14 protein-coding genes are annotated in these 15,308 nt (G+C 73.6%); 5 read left to right on the top strand and 9 right to left on the bottom strand.

What is annotated here, in order from left to right:
* Window positions 1–41 precede the first annotated feature (41 nt).
* From OG553_RS29270 to OG553_RS29245, 6 genes are all read right to left on the bottom strand, one after another.
* A complete protein-coding gene (locus OG553_RS29270; RefSeq protein ID WP_405981830.1) occupies window positions 42–1,613 on the bottom strand; it encodes a hypothetical protein in 1,572 nt (523 codons plus the stop codon).
* Between the two features lie 129 nt (window positions 1,614–1,742).
* On the bottom strand, window positions 1,743–2,402 hold the full coding sequence (locus OG553_RS29265) for an ABC transporter ATP-binding protein (protein ID WP_405981829.1): 660 nt from the start codon (window positions 2,400–2,402) through the stop codon (window positions 1,743–1,745).
* Window positions 2,395–3,297, bottom strand: coding sequence for an ABC transporter ATP-binding protein (locus OG553_RS29260; protein ID WP_405983171.1), 903 nt, complete (start codon window positions 3,295–3,297; stop codon window positions 2,395–2,397). Before OG553_RS29260 ends, OG553_RS29265 begins: the two co-directional genes overlap by 8 nt.
* 65 nt (window positions 3,298–3,362) lie before the next feature.
* Complete coding sequence (locus tag OG553_RS29255; RefSeq protein WP_405981828.1) at window positions 3,363–4,229, bottom strand: ABC transporter permease; 867 nt, start codon at window positions 4,227–4,229, stop codon at window positions 3,363–3,365.
* The gene (locus OG553_RS29250; protein ID WP_405981827.1) at window positions 4,222–5,187 is read right to left on the bottom strand and encodes an ABC transporter permease; all 966 of its coding nucleotides are present in this window, start codon (window positions 5,185–5,187) and stop codon (window positions 4,222–4,224) included. Before OG553_RS29250 ends, OG553_RS29255 begins: the two co-directional genes overlap by 8 nt.
* 38 nt (window positions 5,188–5,225) lie before the next feature.
* Entirely contained in the window at window positions 5,226–6,815 is a 1,590-nt protein-coding gene (locus OG553_RS29245; RefSeq protein ID WP_405981826.1) for an ABC transporter substrate-binding protein, read from the bottom strand.
* A gap of 231 nt (window positions 6,816–7,046) precedes the next feature.
* Between OG553_RS29245 and OG553_RS29240 the strand changes: the two genes are divergently transcribed.
* Window positions 7,047–8,015 (top strand): fibronectin type III domain-containing protein, encoded by a 969-nt coding sequence (locus tag OG553_RS29240; protein ID WP_405981825.1) that lies wholly within the window; start codon window positions 7,047–7,049, stop codon window positions 8,013–8,015.
* A gap of 76 nt (window positions 8,016–8,091) precedes the next feature.
* Window positions 8,092–10,233 (top strand): ATP-binding protein, encoded by a 2,142-nt coding sequence (locus OG553_RS29235; RefSeq protein WP_405981824.1) that lies wholly within the window; start codon window positions 8,092–8,094, stop codon window positions 10,231–10,233.
* A 145-nt stretch (window positions 10,234–10,378) separates the two neighbouring features.
* Here the strand turns inward: OG553_RS29235 and OG553_RS29230 are convergent, their stop codons facing one another.
* The gene (locus OG553_RS29230) at window positions 10,379–10,564 is read right to left on the bottom strand and encodes a DUF5999 family protein (protein ID WP_125815414.1); all 186 of its coding nucleotides are present in this window, start codon (window positions 10,562–10,564) and stop codon (window positions 10,379–10,381) included.
* A gap of 155 nt (window positions 10,565–10,719) precedes the next feature.
* Here OG553_RS29230 and OG553_RS29225 point away from each other — a divergent pair, with 155 nt between their 5' ends.
* Window positions 10,720–11,139, top strand: a complete 420-nt coding sequence (locus OG553_RS29225; RefSeq protein ID WP_405981823.1) for an SRPBCC family protein — start codon at window positions 10,720–10,722, stop codon at window positions 11,137–11,139.
* A gap of 189 nt (window positions 11,140–11,328) precedes the next feature.
* Here OG553_RS29225 and OG553_RS29220 read toward each other — a convergent pair whose 3' ends face one another.
* Window positions 11,329–12,558, bottom strand: a complete 1,230-nt coding sequence (locus tag OG553_RS29220; protein ID WP_362463744.1) for an acyl-CoA dehydrogenase family protein — start codon at window positions 12,556–12,558, stop codon at window positions 11,329–11,331.
* Between the two features lie 176 nt (window positions 12,559–12,734).
* Here OG553_RS29220 and OG553_RS29215 point away from each other — a divergent pair, with 176 nt between their 5' ends.
* Complete coding sequence (locus tag OG553_RS29215) at window positions 12,735–13,379, top strand: TetR family transcriptional regulator (RefSeq protein WP_405981822.1); 645 nt, start codon at window positions 12,735–12,737, stop codon at window positions 13,377–13,379.
* 10 nt (window positions 13,380–13,389) lie between these two features.
* Here OG553_RS29215 and def read toward each other — a convergent pair whose 3' ends face one another.
* Window positions 13,390–13,938: a peptide deformylase gene (gene def, locus OG553_RS29210; RefSeq protein ID WP_405981821.1), complete on the bottom strand. Its 549-nt coding sequence runs from the start codon at window positions 13,936–13,938 to the stop codon at window positions 13,390–13,392.
* Between the two features lie 121 nt (window positions 13,939–14,059).
* On the opposite strand from def, the gene OG553_RS29205 reads away from it, so the two are divergent.
* Window positions 14,060–15,298 (top strand): MurT ligase domain-containing protein, encoded by a 1,239-nt coding sequence (locus OG553_RS29205; protein WP_405981820.1) that lies wholly within the window; start codon window positions 14,060–14,062, stop codon window positions 15,296–15,298.
* Window positions 15,299–15,308: the final 10 nt, after the last annotated feature.

Below are 15,308 nucleotides of genomic sequence, written 5' to 3'. Positions count from 1 at the left end.
CCCCCGCCCGGGGTGCGGGCGGGGGCTCGGAGACGGGTGGGTCAGCCGCCGTCGCGGACCGCGACGATGCCGTTGAACACGCCGACGTACGCCGTGCCGTCGGGGCCGAGGGTGATCGGCGCCCAGTTGTTGTCGTACAGCGGCCCGGTGCCGGTCAGCTGCCGCCAGCGGCGCTCACCGGTGCGGAAGTCGACCGCGGTGAGGTACCAGGAGTCGATGCCCCAGAAGTTGGGCTCCTTCTCGTAGAAGTAGAGCAGCCCGTTCGCGGTGGAGAGCTTGGGGACCACGGAGGGAGCGCGGATCGCGCTCTCCCAGACCGTGTCGCAGCCGCTGCCGTCGGCGCGGACGTCGATGCGGCTGACGCCGCCGACGACCGACTTGCCCAGGAGCAGCGAGGTGGGGTTCTCGTACCCGTAGTTGTTCTCGACGATGATGCTGTTGCCCCAGGTGATCAGGGAGTTGTCGGTGGTCGAGGCGCCGGATCCGAAGACGGGCACCTTGCACACCAGCCGCCGGTCGGCGGGGACGTCGACGCCCCGCCTGTAGACCAGCACGTTCATCCGGTCGTCGGCGTTGTCGGTGATGGCGACGTAGCCGTTGCCGAAGAGGTCCGGGGTGGTGCCCGAACCCTGGTTCACGGAGCCGGGCTTGGTCCCGGTGCCGCGGTCGTACGTCTGGCGCCACTGGGCCTCGGGGGTGCCGTCGGCGCGGGTGCGGAAGCTGTAGAGGGCGTGGTCGGTGACGATGGAGACACCGTCCTCGGCAACGGAGAAGGAGTTCTGGATCTCCTCGCCCTCCAGCCGGATCGACCGGATCTGGCCGCTCGCCGGGTCCACGGTGCCCACCCGGCCCTGGCGGGTGACCCACCAGATGCGGCCGTTCCAGTCGGGCATGACCGAGGTGACGGGGTCGCAGGTGCCGCTGGGCCACAGGTTGGTCCAGCTGACGCAGTCGTGCGGCACCTGGCCGGTGAGGTCCCAGTCGTCGTCGACGGTGAACTTCCAGCTCCCGTCGGGGTTCTGGGAGTGGGACAGGCGCAGGACGTGCTGGCGGGAGTCGGCCAGCACGGCGCGGTCCTGGTCGTCCAGGTAGAAGTAGGCGCCGCCCGAGGTGTCCTTGAAGATCTTCGCGAAGTCGAGCGAGGTGATCGCCTCGACCGTGGAAGAGCGCTGCGGGAGCTGGTACTCCGCGAGCGTGGCGAGCGTACGGGGCTCCAGGAGCTTGACCTTGAAGCCGGAGAAGGTGCCGCAGACGGTGACGAGGCGGCCGCCGGCGTCGAAGGTGGCGGTGGCGCACTCGCCGCCGAGGGCGGCGATCTTCTCGCTGGTGACCCGGGGGTTCTTCCCCAGGGGGCCGGACCACGGCGAGGTGGCGCTGCCGGCCGCGTCCGAGTGCATGCCGCTGCGGCCGTTGGGCGCGAGGAAGGGGTGCTGCGGCGGGGCCTCGCCCGGCAGCGGGGCGGCGGTCGCGGGTCCGCCCTCGTAGTGGCTGACCAGGCGGTGGCCGGGGGCCTTGGGGATCTCGTCGGCCCGGGCGGCCGGGGCGATCCCGCCGATCACCGTCAGGGCGGCGATGGCTGGGACCACGGCGCAGTTCAGCGCTCTTCGGAACATCCGGTCATCCTCCTTGCTCCTCAGTGTTGTTGACATTGCGTCTGACATCGCGCCGCCGCCAGACGCTAGATCGCACTGCCCGAGGAGTCCATGGAGGGACCGGATGATTCACGAAGGCGCAACAGTCGATCAACCGTCCGCGATGTCGCTCCAGTGGGCCGTCCGGTCGCACCACCTGCGCAGGAGCACCGGATCGTGCCCGACGGCCAGGAGACCTGCTCCGGTCTCCCTCCGGTATTCCTCGACCACGCCGACCAGGGCCGCCGTGGTCGAGGCGTCGAGCATCGCGGTCATCTCGTCGCAGACCAGCCAGCGCGGCCGGAGCACCAGGGCCCGGGCCACGCAGGCCCGCTGGAGCTGGCCGTCGCTGACCTCGTGGGGGCGCCGGGCGAGGAGGTCGGCGCCGAGGCCGACCCGGTCCGCCAGCTCGGCGACGGCCGCTTCGGCCTCTCCCCGCCTGCCCGTGGCGCGCAGCGGTTCCACGACGAGGTCGTACAGCCTGAGGCGGGGGTCGGCGGAGAGTCGGGGCTGCTGGAAGACGACGCCGACCGCGGTGCGCAGGGAGCGCGGGGCGCGGTGCCGGAAGCCGGTCGCCGTGCGGCCGTCCAGGGTGACCGTGCCCCGGTCGGGGCGGTGCAGCAGGGCCGCGACCCGGGCGAGGGTGGACTTCCCGCAGCCGCTGGGGCCGAGCAGTCCGAGGGCCTCGCCGGGGTGCAGGGCGAGGTGCGCGTCGCGTACGACGGGGCCCCGGCGGTCGTAGCCGGCGGTGATGCCCTTGAGCTCAAGCATGGTGGCAGGCCACCCCTTCGGCGAGCGGGGGCCGCCCGGCCCGGCAGGCGGTGTCGGCGAGGGCGCAGCGGGCGGCGAAGGCGCAGCCGGGCGGCAGGTCGCCGAGCTCGGGCGGGGCGCCGGGGATCGGGGTGAAGGCCCGTTCGGGCAGGGCGTCGAGCAGGCCCCGGGCGTAGGGGTGGCGGGGGCCGGGGGTGCCGAAGAAGGTTCCGGCGGGGGCTAGTTCCACGATCCGGCCCGCGTACATGACGGCGACGGTGTCGGCGACGCGCTGGGCGGCCGCCAGGTCGTGGGTGATCATCAGCAGGGCGCGGCCGGCGTCCCGGGTGTGGGCGCGCAGTTCGTCGACGGTGCGCTCCACGAGGTCCCGGTCGAGGCCGGTGGTCGGCTCGTCGGCGAGGAGCAGGGGTGCGTCCCCGATGAGCGCGAGCGCGGTGGCGGCGCGCTGGGCGAGACCGCCGGAGAGCTGGTGGGGGTGGTGGTCGAGGTGGCCCGCGGGGAAGGCGGCCCGGTCGGCGGCGGCTTCGGCGGCCCCGCGCGGGTCGCGGGTGCCGGTGAGCTCCCGGACGGTCTCCTCCAGGTGGGAACGGACGGAGCGGACGGGGGTGAGGTGCGCGGCGGGGCTCTGCGGGACCAGGCCGACGCGGCGGCCGCGTACCGTGCGGGCCAGGGTCTTCTCGTCGGCGGCGAGCAGGTCGAGGCCGTCGCCGAGGCGGGCCGAGCCGGTGGTCTCGGCGTTGCCGGGGAGCAGGCCGAGCAGGGCGGAGGCGAGGACGGACTTGCCGCAGCCGCTCTCGCCGACGAGGGCCAGGCATTCGCCGGGTCCGAGGCCGAAGGCGGCGTCGGAGACGGCCTCGACGTACCGTCCGCCGCGCATCCGGAAGCGGACGGACATCCCCTCGACGCGCAGGACGTCGCGCAGGACCTCCCGGGCGGGGGGTGTGGGGGCGGGGTGCGGGGTCACAGGTTCAGCTCCGAGCGGCGGCGGGGGCTCAGGCGGTCGCGCCAGGCGCCCGCGAGGCCGGCGATGGCCAGGGTGGGGGCGATCAGCAGCAGGCCGGGGAAGAGGGTGGGCCACCAGTCGCCGGCGAGCAGCGAGCCGCGGCCGGCCTGGACGAGGGTGCCGAGGCTGGCCTGGTGGGCGGGCAGGCCGAGGCCGAGGAAGGACAGGGCGGACTCGTGCCACATGGCGTGCGGGATCATCAGCACGGCGGCCAGCCCGGCCTGCGGCAGCACGCCGGGGACCAGGTGCCGGACGGTGACCCGCCATCGGGAGGCGCCGCCGGAGACGGCCGCGTCCACGTAGGGGCGGCCGCGCAGCGAGAGCACCTCGGCGCGCACGATGCGGGCGGTGGACAGCCAGTGGGTGAGCGCGACGGACACCACGACGGGCCAGACTCCCGGCCGGAACAGGGCCACGATGAAGATCCCGAGCAGCAGGTGCGGGATGGCGGAGAGGGCGTCGACGGCCCGCATGACGAGCCGGTCGGTGCGGCCGCCGAGGGCTCCGGCGGCCGCGCCGACGGCGGTGCCGAGGACGGTGGCGACGAGCGCGGCGACCACGCCGACGAGCAGGGAGACGCGCAGTCCGTAGACGCAGCGCAGCAGCAGGTCGCGGCCGACGTCGTCGGTGCCGAAGGGGTGCTGCCAGGAGGGCGGCAGCAGCTTGGCGGAGAGGTCCACGGCCTGCTGGTCGAGCCGGACCAGCGGGGGCACGAGCAGGACGGCGAGGACGAGGAGGGCGGTGACGGCGGCCGCGGTGCGCACGCGCAGGGCGCGGGTGGAGCGGCGGTCCGGGCCGTGCCGGCGCCAGGCGGTGTCAGCCATCGAAGCCCACCCTCGGGTCGGCCAGCCCGTACAGCAGGTCGGACAGCAGGTTGCCGGCGAGTACGGCGGCGGTGGCCAGTACGGTGAGCGCGGCCAGCAGCGGGAAGTCGACCGAGGTGGCGGCAGTGACGGTGGCGGCGGCGATGCCGGGCCAGCTGAAGACGGTCTCGACGAGCAGGGCGCCGGTGATCAGTTCCGGTACCCGGGAGCCGATGAGGGTGAGCACGGGCAGCATCCCGGAGCGCAGGGCGTGGCCCAGCAGGACCCGTCGCTCTGACAGGCCCCGTGCGCGGGCCCCGCGTACGGGGTCCTCGTCGAGGGCGTCGGCGACGCCCTGGCGTACGTAGAGGAAGAACCAGGGCAGCTGGGAGACGCCGAGGACCAGTGCGGGCAGCACCAGGTGGGAGGCGACCCCGGAGAAGGTGACGGTGTCGTCGGCGGCGTCGGTGAGCCCGCCGGAGGGCAGGACGCCGAGGCGTACGGAGAAGAACCAGACGGCGAGCAGCCCGAGCCAGAACGCGGGGGCCGCCTCCAGGGTGTAGGCGAGGCCGGACGCGGCCCGGTCCAGGGCCCCGCCCTGGCGGCGGGCGGCGAGCACCCCGAGGAGCGTGCCCAGCAGGACGGCTACGGCGAAGGCGCAGCCGGCGAGCAGCGCGGACCAGCCCACGCGCTCGGCGATGACGTCGGCGACGGGCTGGCGCATCACGGCGGAGTCGCCGAGGTCGCCGGTGAGCGCGGAGGTGAGCCAGTCCCACCACTGGGCGGGGAAGGGCCGGTCCGCGCCGAGGTTGGCGCGCAGCTGGTCGAGTTCGGCCTGGGAGGCGGTGAGTCCGGCGGTGCCGGCGTACGCCTTCACGGGGTCGAAGGGGGACAGGGCGGCGACGGCGAAGACCCCGAAGGTGACGACGAGGAGGACGGGTACGGCGGACAGGGTCCGCCGTCCCGCCATCCGGGCCATCGGCCCCCATGGCGGGCGGCCCGGACGGCGGGGAAACGTCACTTCTGCTTCGGCTTCCAGCTCTCGACGTTCCACCAGGGGCCGGAGCCGAGGCCGTGGTCGTGCGGCTCGACCTGGGTGGAGGGGCCCTCCCACTTGTCGTTCACCACGTAGAGGTGGTCGATGTGGGTGAGGAACACGTAGCCGGGGTTCTGTACGAGTTCGCGCTGCACGGTGTCGTACGCGGCCTTGCGTGCGGCCGGGTCCCCGCTGGTGCGGCCGTCGGCCACGGCGCGGTCGACGGCCGGGTTGGCGTACTGGGCCATGTTGTTGAAGCCGTCGCCCGCGAGGGAGGAGGTCAGCAGCTGGTACTGGTCGAAGTCGGGGTCGGCCGGGGAGCCGCCGCCGGCGAGGACGGCGTCGGTCTTCATCCGGGGCTCGATGACCTCCCAGGTACCGGCCTCGGTCTTGACCTCGATGCCGGCCTTCTTCGCGTCGGAGGCGAAGGCCAGGGCGTGGTCCTGGCGGATCTTGTCGCCGGAGGTGTACCAGAGCGGAAAGGAGGCCCGGACGCCGTCCTTGGCGCGGATGCCGTCGTCTGCGGCCTTCCAGCCGGCCTCGTCCAGGATCTGCTTGGCCCGTTCGAGGTCGTACGGGCGCTCCGTGCCCGGGGTGAACCAGCGGCTGTCGGTGGGCACGGGACCGTAGGCGGCCTTGCCCGCGTCGTCGAGGAGCTTGTCGACCATGGCCTGCCGGTCGACGGCGATGTCCAGCGCCCGTCGCACGGCCACGTCACCGGTGACGGGGTGGTGCGTCGGCAGGGTCACGTTGCGGTAGTCGAAGGTCTTGGCGGCGTACGTCTTGCGCGCCTTGTCCTGCGCGAAGCCCCGGGCGAGGTTCGGGGGCAGGACGGCGGCGTCCAGCTCCCCGGCGCGCAGCCGGGTCGCGCGGACGTCGTCGTCCTTGACGACGGCCATGGTGAACTTCTTCACGGCGGGCTCGCCTCCCCAGTAGCCGGGGTTGGCCCTGAAGCTGAGCTTCTCGCCCTTGGACCAGCCGGTCAGCAGGTACGGGCCGGTGCCGACGGGCTTCGTGGTGAACTCGCCGCTGTTGACGTCCTGGCGGCCCGCGACGTGCTCGGGCGCGATGGGCAGCACGGTCCGCTCGGCGAACGGGGCGTAGGGGTACTTGAGGGTGAAGACGACCTTGTCGGCGCCCTGGGCCGTGACGCTCTCGACGGCGTCCAGCTCGGTCTTGGAGGCGTTGTTGGTCTTCGGGTCGAGGATGGTCCGGTAGGTGAACTCGACGTCCTTGGCGGTGAAGGGCTCCCCGTCGCTGAACTTCACGCCCTGGCGCAGCTTGTACGTGTACGTGCGGCCGTCCGCGGAGACCTCGGGCAGGGCCTCGGCCAGCGCGGGCTTCAGCTTCATGTCCGCGTCGTGGGTGAGCAGCCCGTCGAAGATCTTGGAGTTGCCGTCCTTGCCGTAGCCGAGCAGCGGGCTGAGGCTCTCCGGTTCGGTCGCGATGCCGACCACCGCGGAATCCGCCTGCGAAGCGGCCCCCGAGGGGTTCGAGCAGGCCGCCAGGCCCGTGATGAGCGCGGTGGCGAGCGTCGCGCCGGCCGCTCCCCGTACTGTCCGGGCCGTCATGCTGTGCACATCCCTGTTCAAAATCATCCGTTATTGCAAAGAGATCGCAATACTGCCAGACAAGAGCAGATGAAGACGAACCCGCCCAGACCCGCACCCCGACCGCGCAGCCGTCGGCCGCGGGGTCTTGTGGGCCCGCCCCGCCCGTGCCATATATGTCTAGACCAATAGCGGACCGAGGGCATGCGCACGGCGGACCCGTGCGCGCACCCACGGCGGAAGGGGCATCCCGTGCGAGGCACCACCTCCCCGCGCCGCGCCGGGGCGGCGGCGCTCGCCCTCGGCCTGACCGCCGCCCTGGCCGCGTGCGGCGCGGACGGCGACACCCGGCCCCCGGCGACCCCCACCGGGCTCACCGCGCAGGCGGGCAGCGCCACCTCGGTCCACGTGATGTGGCGGGCGCCCGGCACCGCCGACGGGGTCAGCGGCTACCAGGTGTTCCAGGGCGGCCAGTTGGTACGCGAACTCCCCGCCGACAAGACCATGACCGACATCACCGGCCTCGCCCCCCGGACCGCGTACTCCTTCGCCGTCCGCGCCAAGGACGCCGCCGGCAACCGCTCCCCGCTCAGCGCCCCGGCCGAGGTGACCACCCCCGAGGCCAAGGCCGAGGACCGGCAGCCCCCCACCGCCCCGCCCACCGCCGACGGCCGCGCCGAGGGCCCCCACGAGGCCCGGCTGAGCTGGGGCGCGGCGACCGACGACACCGGGGTGACCGCGTACGACGTCTACCAGGCCGGGGTCCGCGTCCACACCGCCCCCGGCACGGACCGGTCCACCACGGTCACCGGCCTCCAGCCGGGCACCGCCTACGCCTTCACCGTCCGCGCCCGCGACGGCTCCGACAACTCCTCCCCGGACGGCCCGCCCGTGGCGGTGACCACCCCCGCCGACCCCGGCCAGGCGCCGCGCACCGCCCCCGGCTCGTTCACCGCCTCCCCCTCCCCCGGCGCCGTGGAGCTGACCTGGACCGCCCCCGACACCGGCCGCCCGACGAGCGAGTACCAGCTCTACGTCAACGACCGGCCCGTCACCGTCGTCCAGTTCGGCGCCGGAGCCGTACCCGAGGGCCGGGCCTCCTACCGGCTCACCACCACCGAGCCGGCCGGGACGGCCTGGACGCTGAAACTGCGCGCCCGGCTGCCCGACGGGAACTGGGGCGCCTTCTCCGAGGAACGGCGGATCCTGCTGTCCGGCTGACCCCCGCCCGCCCGGACCGGGGCCGATCCGTCCCGAACGGCAGACCCCGCGAAAGAAGATCGCGCACAATACATCCGTGTTCGGTGAGTACTCGGTCAACCACAATCAGACAGAATCCGCATGCGGGGAGCCCGCCCCGGACCCCGGAGCCGCCCCCGCGCACCTGCCGGGCAACCTGCCCCCGGAAGCCGCCGGCTTCATCGGCAGGCACGGCGAACTGGACACCCTCGACGGCCTGTTGGGCGAACGGAGACTGGTCACCCTGACCGGGGTCGGCGGTGTCGGCAAGTCCCGGCTCGCCCTGCGCGCCGCCACCCGCCACAGCCTGGCCCCCCGGCCCGGAGGCCGCCGCCCCGGCCGCGCCTGGCCCGACGGGATCTGGTGGGTCGAGCTCTCGCCGCTGCGCGACCCCGCACTGCTCACCACGACCGTCGCGCACGCCATCGGCCTCGCCGACCACTCCGTGCACCCCCTCGACGAGGAACTGTGCGCGTGGATGGCCGACAAGGCCCTTCTGCTCGTCCTCGACACCTGCGAGCACATGGTCTCCGAGGTCCGCCACCTCGCGGGCGAACTGCTGCAGTCCGCACCCGGCCTGACGGTGCTGACCACCTCCCGCGAGCGGCTCGACTCCCCCGGCGAAACGGTGCTCGAAGTCCGCCCGCTGTCCTGCGAGGGCCCCGACAGCGAGGCACTGGCCCTCTTCCGGGCCAGCGCCGTCGCCGTCAGCCCGGGCGCCTCGGCCGCGTTCACCGACCCCGCGCGGTCGCGGACCGCCGCCGAGGTGTGCCGCAGGCTGGACGGCATCCCGCTCGCACTGGAACTGGCCGGGGCCCGGATGCGGCTGTGGAGCCTGGAGCAGGTGGCGCAGCGCCTCGGCGCGCGCTTCGAGGTGCTCTCCGGCACCCGTGCCGTGCTCCCGCCCCGCCACCAGACCATGCGCACCGCGATCGGCTGGAGCCACGAACTGTGCGAGCCGGTGGAACGGCTGCTGTGGGCACGGCTGTCCGTCTTCAGCGGGGACTTCGACGTCGCCGCCGCCCGCGCCGTGTGCGCCGGCGGGCCGCTGCCGGCCGCGCGGGTGGAACGGGTACTGGAGGGACTGGTCGCCAAGTCCGTCGTACGGCGCTCCCGGGAGCGCGGGGCCGGGGCCCGCTACCGGATGCTCGACACCATAAGGGAGTTCGGCCACGACTGGCTCGCGGAGCTGGACGAGGTACGGACCGTGGCGGACCGGCACGCCCACTGGTACGCCGCGCTCTGCGGGGCCGCCGACAAGGGCTGGCTGGGGTCCGGCCAGCTGGAGTGGTACCGCAGGATGAGCGCCGAGCACGCGCAGCTGCGCACCGCCCTGGAACACCTGCTCGGCACGGACCCCGCGGCGGCCCTGGAGATGGCCGGGGCGCTCTGGTTCTTCTGGTTCTCGTGCGGGCACGTCCACGAGGGCCGGGGCTTCCTGGAGCGGGCCCTGCGCGGGGCCCCCGAGCCGGGGGCCGCCCGGGTCCAGGCGCAGTGGGCGCTCGGGCTGACGATGCTGCTCCAGGGCGACATGGAAGGGGCCCAGGCGATGGGCGCCGAGTGCGTCCGGGAGGCGTCCCTGCTCCGCGACCCGGAGCGGCGGTTGCGCGCCGCCTACCTGCGGGGGGTGTCGGTCATGATGCCGGGCGACCCGGTGGAGGCGCTCGCGCTGGCGGGGCCCCGGGCGCGGGCGTCCCACGAGGGGCGGGCCGACGGCCCGGGCTGGCTGCTGTGCCGGCTGGTCACGGCGTACGCCCTGTGCGACCTCGGCCGCTTCCAGGAGGCCGCCGAGGAGGCCTACGGGCTGCGCGAGGCGTGCGCGGACCTGGGCGAGCGCTGGCTGCGGGCGTACGCGGACTACGTGCTGGCCGTCGCGGCACTGGGGCTCGGCCAGTACGACGAGGCCGCCCGGCACGTACGGGCCATGCTGTCCGGGAAGCGGCTGCTGGGCGACCGCTTCGGCATCGCCCTGGGCCTGGACCTGCTCGCGGCGGCGGTGGCGGCCCTCGGCGACGGGGAACTGGCGGCGCGGCTGCTCGGCACCGGACACGCCTGGTGGCGCACGGTGGGCAGGCCGCAGATGGGCTCGCCCTCGCTGACGGCCCTGCGGGACCAGGGCGAGCGGCAGGCCAGGGCGGCGATCGGCGACGCGGCGTACGAGACCGCGTTCCGCGGCGGTGCGGCGGCACCCACCGGCTAGGTTTCCCAGCCGGTGGGCCGCGTAACGCCTGGGCTCCCGTCAGTACGGGAGGGGTCTGCCCGACGGTGTGCGCAGGTCCAGGTCTCGGGGGGCGGGCTTGGGGACGGGCTTGCGGATCAGCTGCTGGCGCATGCTGCCTCCTCGCTCAGACCAGCGCCGGGCGACGGGGTTCCACCGTCCGGCCTTCGGGGAGCAGTTCACCGGTGTCGTCGAAGATGACCACCCCGTTGCAGAGCAGGCTCCAGCCCTGTTCGGGATGGGAGGCCACGACGCGCGCGGCCTCGTGGTCGGCGCTGTCGGCGGGCGGGCAGGGGGGCTGGTGGGAGCACATGGCGCACCTCCTCGCAGTGTGGGGCGGGAGGGCCGGTGGTCACCCGGTCGAACCCACGATCCACGGTGGCGGTGAGTATTACTGATCGCCGCCCTCCGACGGAAGCCGTATTCGACGTCCAGTTCAGGGTGTGTATGCCCGCTTACCATGCGCTCATGCCCGTTATCCGGATCATTCGCCGCACGTCCCTGCCGCCCGCCGAGGTGTGGGGGCGGCTCACGGACTGGGAACGCCACGGGGAACAGGTGCCGCTGACCCGGACGATCATCGAGACGGAACCGCCGACGCGCGCCGGAACGCGGTTCACGGCGCGCACGGGAGTGGGAAGCATCACGCTGGACGACACCATGGAGGTCGTCGTCTGGGAGCCCCCGAACCTGGTCCGGCTGGAGAAGCGCGGGAGGGCGGTGACGGGCTGGGCCGAGATCGAGCTCCGCCCGCTCCCCGCCGGGGGCACGGAGGTCCACTGGCGCGAGGACCTGCGCCTGCGCCCCCTCCCCCGCGCCCTGGACCCCCTCGTGGCCCGCGCGGGCCGGCACCTCTTCACCCGGGCCCTGGTCCGCCTCCTGACCTGAGGGCCACGGAGCGGGCACGGGCGGCACGGCCCGGGAACCCGCTCGCGGGGCGGGAACGGGGCCGGGTCCGACCCGAGGCTCCCGGCCGCAGGCCGGAAGGGTCCCCGGCCTCAGGCCGGAAGGGGCCCGGGGCGGAGCCCCGGAGGGGGTGCCGGGGGCGGTCGCGCCCCCGGCCCGGTAAAACCGCGGCTAGCGGATCGGCATGCCCGACAGGGTGCGGGCGATCACCAGGCGCTGGATCTCGCTCGTCCCTTCGAAGATCGTGTAGATGGCCGCGTCGCGGTGCATGCGCTCCACCGGGTACTCCCGGGTGAAGCCGTTGCCGCCGAGGATCTGGACCGCCTGGGCGGTGACCTTCTTCGCCACCTCGCTCGCGAAGAGCTTCGACATCGAGCCCTCGGCCGAGGTGAACGGCTTGCCCGCGACCGCCATCCAGGACGCCCGCCACACCAGCAGCCGGGCCGCGTCGATCTGCGTGCGCATGTCCGCGAGCTGGAAGGCCACGCCCTGGTTGTCTATGATCGGGCGGCCGAACTGGGTGCGGGTCTTCGCGTAGTCGAGGGCGACCTCGTACGCGGCGCGCGCCGTGCCGACGGCCATGGCGCCGACGGCCGGCCGGGAGGCCTCGAAGGTGGCCATGGCGGCGTTCTTCACGCGCTCGCCGCCGCCCGCCGCCGCCCGCTCGCGGGCCCGCGCGAGCCGCTCGTCGAGCTTCTCCTTGCCGCCGAGCAGGCAGGAGCCGGGGATCCGTACGTCCTCCAGGACCACCTCGGCGGTGTGCGAGGCGCGGATGCCGTGCTTCTTGAACTTCTGGCCCTGGGACAGACCGGGGGTGTTCGGCGGCACGATGAAGGAGGCGTGGCCCTTGGTGCCGAGCTCGGGGTCGACCACGGCGACGACGATGTGGACGTTGGCGATGCCGCCGTTGGTGGCCCAGGTCTTGGTGCCGTTCAGCACCCATTCGTCCTTGGCCTGGTCGTAGACGGCCCGGGTGCGCATCGCGCCGACGTCGGAGCCGGCGTCCGGCTCGGAGGAGCAGAAGGCGGCGACCTTGACGTCGTCCGGGGTCCCGTACATCTGCGGGATCCAGGTGCCGATCTGCTCCTCGGTGCCGTTGGCGACGACCCCGATGGCGGCGAGGCCGGTGCCGACGATGGACAGGGCGATGCCGGCGTCGCCCCAGAACAGCTCCTCCATGGCCATGGGGATGCCGAGGCCGGTGGGGTCGAAGAACTGCTGGGCGTAGAAGTCCAGCGAGTAGATGCCGACCTTGGCCGCCTCCTGGATGACGGGCCACGGAGTCTCTTCCCGCTCGTCCCATTCGGCGGCCGCGGGCCGGATCACGTCGGCGGCGAAGCCGTGGATCCAGTCCCGCACCTGCTTCTGGTCGTCGTTGAGCTCCATGGTGAACTCCGCCATGTCCCCTCCAGCTGTCTCACACGGTTACCGTTACTGCCGGTAACCCTCACCGTGGCCACAGTCTGTTACCGGCGGGTAAGCACTGTCAAGCGCCGCCGATTCGGTGACGGGGGTACGCGGGGTGTTACGTTGCGTGGGCGTCACGCACATCGCAAGGGCGGGGAGAGAAACACGTCATGGAGACCAGTCAGCAGCCGGGCGAGCCGGGAGCGGGAGAACGCCGCCGGCGCGAGCTGCTCGAAGCGGCGGACCGCGTCGTACTCAGGGACGGCCCCAAGGCCTCGATGAACGCCATCGCGGCCGAGGCCGGCATCACCAAGCCGATCCTCTACCGGCACTTCGGCGACAAGGCGGGCCTCTACCAGGCCCTCGCCGTACGCCACACCGACGCCCTGCTCGACTCCCTGCGGGCCGCGCTCGACGCCCCGGCCGAACGCCGCCAGCGGGTGGAGTCCACCCTGGACACCTACCTCGCCGCCATCGAGGCCCGCCCGCAGGTCTACCGGTTCCTCATGCACCCCGCCGAGGACTCGCAGAGCAGCGAGCGCGGCTTCGACGTCGGCCTGCACTCGGCCCCGCTGCTGCGCCGGCTCGGCGAGGAGCTGGCGAAGGTGGTCGGGGAACGGGTCGACCTCGGCCCCGGCGGCGAGCAGCAGGCCCGGATCTGGGGCCACGGCATCGTCGGCATGATGCACGCCGCCGGCGACTGGTGGCTCGGCGAGCGCCCCTGCGAGCGGGCCGCGCTGGTGGCGGGCCTCACCGACCTGCTCTGGGGCCGGCTGGCCACCGCCGGCAACCGCGCGGACGGCCCCGGCTTCTGACCCGCGCCGCTCAGGCCCGGGTCCCGCCCCACGGGGCCTTGGCGATGGCCCGGCGCAGCCGGCGGGCGCGCAGGCCGGTCACCCGATCCGCGTAGACCGTGCCGTCGAGGTGGTCGCACTCGTGCTGGAGGCACCGGGCGAAGAACCCGGTGCCCTCCACGCGCACCGGAGCCCCGTCGGAGGTGACCCCTTCGACGACCGCCCGGTCGAAGCGGACGGTGCCCGCCTCCAGGCCGGGCAGCGACAGACAGCCTTCGGGGCCGCGGAACTCGTCCCCGTCCGCCGCGACCAGGCGGGGATTGACGACGTGTCCCACATGACGGACGTCCTCGTCGTCGGGGCAGTCGTAGACGAAGACCCGCAGCCCGGTCCCGATCTGGTTCGCGGCCAGCCCGACGCCCTGGGCGGCGTACATCGTGGCGAACATGTCCTCGACGAGCCGGTCGAGTTCGGGCCCGAAGTCGGTGACCTCGGCACAGGGAGAGTGCAGCACCGGTTCGCCCAGCAGGGTCATCGGGCGTACGGAACCGGTGGTACCGGGGAGGGGACGCTGTCGCATGGCGGTAAGGGTACGACGGGCGAATATATGAGTAGATCCGCGGCGACCTGGGGCGCCGCGGTCAAGGCCGCGGCCGGTACTGGATAGGCTGGGGCGACCGACGCTAGGAGGACAAGGGACGATGGCAGGCAACACGGAGCCGCTTTCGCCGCGGGCCAAGCTGGCCGTGACGGCGGGCAAGGCCGCGGCGGCGGTGTCGCGGGCCGCGGGACGCGGAAGCGGATCGGTGATCGGAGGCAAGGTCGCACTCAGGCTGGACCCCGATCTTCTCGGCGCGCTGGCGCAGCATCTCGATGTCGTCCTCGTCTCCGCGACGAACGGCAAGACCACGACGACCCGCCTGATCGCGGAGGCCCTGCGGGCCAGCGGTCCGGTCGTGTCGAACGCGCTGGGCGCGAACATGCCGGCCGGCATCACCTCGGCGCTCGCCGGCGGCTCGGACGCCAGGTACGGCGTCATCGAGGTGGACGAGAAGTACCTGGCCGGGGTGGCCCGGGACGTCACCCCCAAGGTGATCGCCCTGCTGAACCTCTCCCGCGACCAGCTGGACCGCGCGGCCGAGACCCGCATGCTCGCCGAGAAGTGGCGCGAGGGCCTCCAGGGCTCCAAGGCGGTCGTGGTCGCGAACTGCGACGACCCGCTGATCGTGTGGTCGGCCTCCTCGTCGCAGAACGTGGTCTGGGTCGCCGCCGGCCAGGAGTGGAAGGACGACGCCTGGTCGTGCCCCTCCTGCGGTGGCGTCATGCAGCGCCCGGGCGACGACTGGTTCTGCGGCGAGTGCGGCTTCCGCCGTCCCGCCCCGAGCTGGGTGCTCTCCGGCGACCACGTGCTCGACCCGCACGGCAGCGCCTGGCCGATCCACCTCCAGCTGCCCGGCCGCGCGAACAAGGCCAACGCCGCCACCTCGGCCGCCGTGGCCGCCGTGTTCGGCGTGCCCCCGCAGGTCGCGCTGGAGCGCATGTACCAGGTGCAGGCCGTGGCCGGCCGCTACGACGTGGTCAGCTTCATGAACCGTGACCTGCGGCTGCTGCTCGCGAAGAACCCGGCGGGCTGGCTCGAAACGTTTTCGCTGATCGACGGGCCGCCGGCGCCGGTGATCCTCGCGGTCAACGCCCGCGGCGCCGACGGCACCGACACCTCCTGGCTGTGGGACGTGGACTACCCGCGCCTCGCCGGGCACCCGATCTTCGTGATCGGCGACCGCAAGCTCGACCTCGCGGTCCGCCTGGAGGTCGCCGGCCTGGACTTCCGCGTCTGCGAGACCCTCGACGAGGCCGTCCAGCTCGCGCCGCCCGGACAGATCGAGCTGATCGCCAACTACACGGCGTTCCAGGACGTGCGCCGCCGCGTCGGCAACTAGTACCCAGACC

It is taken from the genome of Streptomyces sp. NBC_00158 (assembly GCF_045160885.1).
GTDB lineage: Bacteria > Actinomycetota > Actinomycetes > Streptomycetales > Streptomycetaceae > Streptomyces.
This window is presented reverse-complemented; position numbering and strand designations above follow the sequence as displayed.